A 4,803-nucleotide genomic window follows, 5' to 3' on the forward strand; every position below is an offset into this window, starting at 1 on the left:
AATATAGCCTGGATCAACATCAAAACTGGATTGTGGGTGTAGCTGCACGCTATAACCTGTTCTCAGGCATTGATAAAAATAAAAATATTCAGGCTGCTGAGCTGAAACGCTATGCCGCTGAACTCATGACGGCGCGTACCCAACAGGAGATTGAAAACCTGATTTATAAATCATTTAGTGAAGCAGTCAGCGCCCAGCAAAGTGATGCTCTACTTCAGCAGAATCTGAAAGCAGCTCAGGAAAATCTGCGTATTCAGGAGTTATCCTTTAAGGAAGATGTCGGGACAGCCACTCAGGTCATCGATGCCCAAAACATGCTCAGCAGTTTAAAAGCAGAAATGGCATTAAATGCTTTTAAATATGTGATGTCTCTTGCGACCTTATTACAGAGCCATGGCTCAATTGTTGAATTTCCAAATTACATGCAACATGCCAATACCCACTATATTCGTTAATGGAGCCAGACATGACAGATGAGCAAAAGCCAGAACATCCTGTTGATGAAACGGCTTCAGAAATCAATTACAGTGAATCAGAGCCAGATAATCCTGAAAGCACAGAAAAAAAATCGCGCAAAAAATATCTGCTTTTAGCTTTAATTCCAGTGATTCTTGCTTTGATTGGGTTTGGCCTATGGAAAACCTATCAACCCAAAGAAATCGAGCTACAAGGCCGGGTTGAGGCAGAAACCGTTCAAGTGGCCACTAAAGTTCCAAGCCGGATTGAAAAGATTTATGTGCAGGAAGGCGATAACGTCAAGAAAGGTCAGGCGCTGGTAAAATTGCATAGTCCTGAAATTGAGGCGAAAAAGCAGCAGGCTTTAGCCACTTTACAGTCTGCATTAGCACTTCAGTCCACCGCAGAACGTGGTTCTCAGGAAGAAAATATCGCTTCTCTGTATGCCAACTGGCAGTCACTAAAAGCACAGGAGCAACTCGCTAAAACTTCCTATCAACGTGGAGCCAATCTATTTAAGGAAGGCGTCATTTCCCGCCAGCGCCGAGATGAACTGTTTGCAGCTTCACAATCTGCATCCCAAATGACAGAAGCCGCTTATCAGCAATATGCCCGGGCTAAACGCGGCAGTACACCAGAACAGAAAAGTTCTGCAGATGCTCAGGTCGATATAGCCCGTGCAGCAGTCGCCGAAGCCAATGCACTAGAAGCAGAAACTGAATTATTGGCACCGATTGATGGTACCGTCTCCAAAACCTATGGAAATGCCACTGAGCTGGTGGCAACCGCAGTGCCAGTGGTCAGCCTGATCTCGGCAGAACGCTGGATTAGCCTGAATATTCGTGAAGACCAATATGCCGCTTTAGGTAAACAGCAACAGCTTGAAGGGTTTATTCCGGCACTGAATCAATCAGCTACTTTTAAAGTAAAAAATATTAGTGCTGAAGGTGAATTTGCCACTATTAAAACCACGCGCCAAACCGGTGGTTATGATGTCCGCAGTTTTAAAGTTCATCTTGTGCCAGTCACTGAAATGCCTGAGTTAAAAGTCGGCATGAGCGTGCTGTTTAAATTGAAAGAGCCAAAATAAATGGCTTCTGGATTCTGGGCGGGTATTCAGCGTGAAATACGCTATTTATGCAGAGAGAAATGTGATCTGACTCTGGTTCTGCTCGCCCCAGCCTGTATTCTGATTTTACTTGGCAGCATGTTTGCCAAAGGCAAACCGGATCATCTACCAGTCGCCATTATTGATCAGGATCAAAGTAGCCTGAGCAGCAAGATTTATGATCATTTATCTTTGAATCATACCCTACAAGTGCATACCATTTCTGATCAAACGGTCGAAATCGAAAAGCTATTAAACGAAAATAAAATCTGGGGCTATATTCATATTCCTGCCGGAGCCGAGCAACGACTGGTCAAAGCTCAGGATGCTGAAATTAGTATTGCTTTTAATCAGAGTTATTTTAGTATCGGGAATACCATTTCTTCGGCTATGCTACTTAGCACCTTGCAGGCTCTGGCTGAATTTACCGGCAAGCAGTATCTGGGCAACACGCTCCCCTATCTGGAAGCACCTACACCGAATATTAAAATTTCCCCACTGTATAATCCGCAGCTGAATTATGAATTTTATCTGGAACCTTACATGGTGCCGGCAATTTTGCACTTGCTGTTATGTTGCTGTGTGGCTTTTGCTGTGGGTCAGGAAATTAAACGACATACTGTTAGTCATTGGATTGCCCAACAAAACTTGTGGTCGGCACTGCTGTCTAAAAATCTGGTTTATGTAGCAATATTTTGTTGCTGGACCTGGGCTTGGATGTTTTGGCTGGTCGAAATTCGCGGCTGGTTTATTGCCGGGTCATTATGGCCAATTCTTCTGGCGCAAATACTGTTCTATAGTGCCTATGCCTTTATCAGTAGTGCGGTGGTTCTGGCCACTCAGGACCTGACCAAATCTTTTGGTCTACTAGCAGTTTATGGTGGTTCATCGCTCAGTTTTGCTGGGGTGACTTTGCCCCTTAATAATGCCCCACTATTCACCCAGTTCTGGGCCAATATTATTCCCTATACACCCTATGCCAAATTACAGAGGGAGCAATGGGTGATTGGCAGTCCGCTCTCTCTTTCACTGCAACCGATGTTCGTGCTCGTCATTTATGTCGTGCTTTATGCTGTGCTGGCCTATGTCTTTCTCAAAAAAACAGCCAAAGGAGTGTCAGCATGAAATCACTCTGGAAAGCTTATTGCCAAACTTTTAAAGACATTATTAGCAATACCAGTATTTTTACCACCCTAATTTTATCGGTTCTGTTTTACAGCTTTTTTTATCCAACGGCGTATAAAGCTGAACAGGCAGAAGCCTTGCCGATTATTATTGTCGACGAAGAGCAAAGTGCTTTAACCAATACCATTATCAGTCATGTCAGTCAAAGCCCGAATGTAGAGATTAAGGCGGTGACTGGAAATTTTGCTGAAGCCAAATATTGGGTGGAAACTCAAAAAGCTGACGGGATTTTATTATTACCAGATAATCTTTCTCAATCTATCCGGCATGGTGAAAATGGCGGGATTGGGCTGTACTTAAGTGCTGCTAACTTTTTAATTACCAAACAGATTGGTTTGGGCTTGGTCTCTTCAGTAGAAAATACCTTAAGTGAATATGCTGAACGCTTTAGCGAGATTTCACACTTCTCTCCTGCCCTATCCATTCACCAGATTCCACTATTTAATACACTCTCTGGCTATGGCAGCTATGTGTTTCCCGCTGTTGCACCGTTGATTATTCATCAGACTATTTTTCTGGGACTGAGCATGCTGATTGCACTGTATCGGGAAAATAAACAGGTGATTAATCTGACCACCTTAAGTGGCCTCAGCTTGGCAATTCTGACCATTGGATGTTTAGGTTGTTATTACCTGTTTGGATTTACCTTCTGGTATTTTGATTATCCCCGTGGCGGAAATTTCTGGGGGATGCTGCTCGCTGTACCCATCTTTGTATTCTGCATGATTGGTATCACAGTACTGTTTGCCAGCTTTCTGGACATGCCAGAACGCGCCGGTCATATCATTGTTTTTACTTCGATTCCGCTCTTTATGCTTTCAGGAGTCGCCTGGCCACATGCTGCCATGCCAGTCTGGGTCCAACTTATTGGGCAAGCCTTACCTTCGACCCAAATCGTGCAGATGTTTATTCAACTCAATCAGATGGGTGTGCCCACTTATATGATTCTAGGAAAGCTTGCTTATCTATTGGTGATCGGCATCATCTGTATGGTCTTAGGCTATTATCGGCTACGCCCACGTTCTTAAATCTGGATTTACTCAGGCTATTCGCATTGAAAATTATTCACCAAATACCTGAATATTAAAATTGCGGATTTTAGTACTGCCATTCGGCCGGTCAAAACTCACATCATACTGAACCAGATTTTTTGGATAGGCAATTTCATAACTCACCTTGTATTCACTTGGTTTGCCGTTATTTTCCTCTAAGTTCTTTCTCATGATAGTCTTGGACTTATATTCACCTTGCGGAATTGAACGTGAAAAACGCTTCATGATTTTTTCATTGTTTTGAAACTCTGCCTGCAACTTAGGCTCAAGCTGAGCTAAAAACTCGTCATATTTTCCATCACGCAAATCTTCATAAGCTACTTGCGCAGCCTTTTCCTGCTCAGGGCTCGGATCGGGCATACTGTCCATTGCATTATTACAGCCGCTAAGTGCAATAGCTGCGGTCAAAAACATCAATCTGGTCTTCATTATCTATCTCTCATTTAGCGAATGTGTAAAAAAGGACGCCGAAGCGCCCTTTTTCATCAGTAGCAGAACTTATTCCTCTACTGTATTATCATCATCTTTTTCAGGTTCTTGTGCATCAGCTGCAGATTCAGTATTTTCAATATCTTCCAATATTTCCAACTCATCTTCAACTGCTTCAATCGCTTCTACACCGACCAGTTTTTCATCTTCAGCCAGACGGATCAGACGAACACCTTGTGCATTACGGCCAGTCTGTGCCACTTCAGAAGCACGGGTACGAACCAGTGTGCCGCCATCAGAAATCAGCATCAGCTCTTTAGATGCGTCAATCGCAACTGCACCGACCAGCTCACCGTTACGTTCTGAGGTCTTGATTGCAATTACGCCCTTACCGCCACGTTTCTTGGTTGGGAAGTCATCTACCGGGGTACGTTTACCATAACCATTTGCAGAAGCACACAGCACTTCACCGGTTTCAGGCACAACCACTAGAGATACGATACGACTAATGAAGTTAGCTTCAGTTGTATCTTCATCATCAGATTCAACATCTGCATCTTCTGCATCTTCAAC

The 4,803-nt window shown here is 43.6% G+C and carries 6 protein-coding genes; 4 read left to right on the plus strand and 2 right to left on the minus strand.

Annotated features, from left to right (window positions below; translation table 11 throughout):
• The 4 genes from B4J23_RS01035 to B4J23_RS01050 all read left to right on the plus strand — a co-directional run.
• Positions 1–455, plus strand: a 455-nt coding sequence (locus B4J23_RS01035; RefSeq protein WP_291358399.1) for a TolC family protein, incomplete at its 5' end; no start/stop codon positions are given.
• Positions 456–466: 11 nt separating this feature from the next.
• A complete protein-coding gene (locus tag B4J23_RS01040) occupies positions 467–1,546 on the plus strand; it encodes an HlyD family secretion protein (RefSeq protein WP_179992663.1) in 1,080 nt (359 codons plus the stop codon).
• A complete protein-coding gene (locus B4J23_RS01045; RefSeq protein ID WP_291358402.1) occupies positions 1,547–2,689 on the plus strand; it encodes an ABC transporter permease in 1,143 nt (380 codons plus the stop codon).
• Entirely contained in the window at positions 2,686–3,777 is a 1,092-nt protein-coding gene (locus B4J23_RS01050; RefSeq protein WP_291358404.1) for an ABC transporter permease, read from the plus strand. Before B4J23_RS01045 ends, B4J23_RS01050 begins: the two co-directional genes overlap by 4 nt.
• A 33-nt stretch (positions 3,778–3,810) precedes the next feature.
• Here B4J23_RS01050 and B4J23_RS01055 read toward each other — a convergent pair whose 3' ends face one another.
• Both B4J23_RS01055 and B4J23_RS01060 read right to left on the minus strand, forming a co-directional pair.
• Positions 3,811–4,230, minus strand: coding sequence for a DUF3887 domain-containing protein (locus tag B4J23_RS01055; RefSeq protein WP_262738059.1), 420 nt, complete (start codon positions 4,228–4,230; stop codon positions 3,811–3,813).
• 69 nt (positions 4,231–4,299) lie between these two features.
• The coding region (locus B4J23_RS01060) for a DNA gyrase C-terminal beta-propeller domain-containing protein (protein WP_291358409.1) at positions 4,300–4,803 on the minus strand (504 nt) is incomplete at its 5' end.

This window comes from Acinetobacter sp. UBA3025 (genome assembly GCF_002367915.1).
Taxonomy (GTDB): Bacteria; Pseudomonadota; Gammaproteobacteria; order Pseudomonadales; family Moraxellaceae; genus Acinetobacter.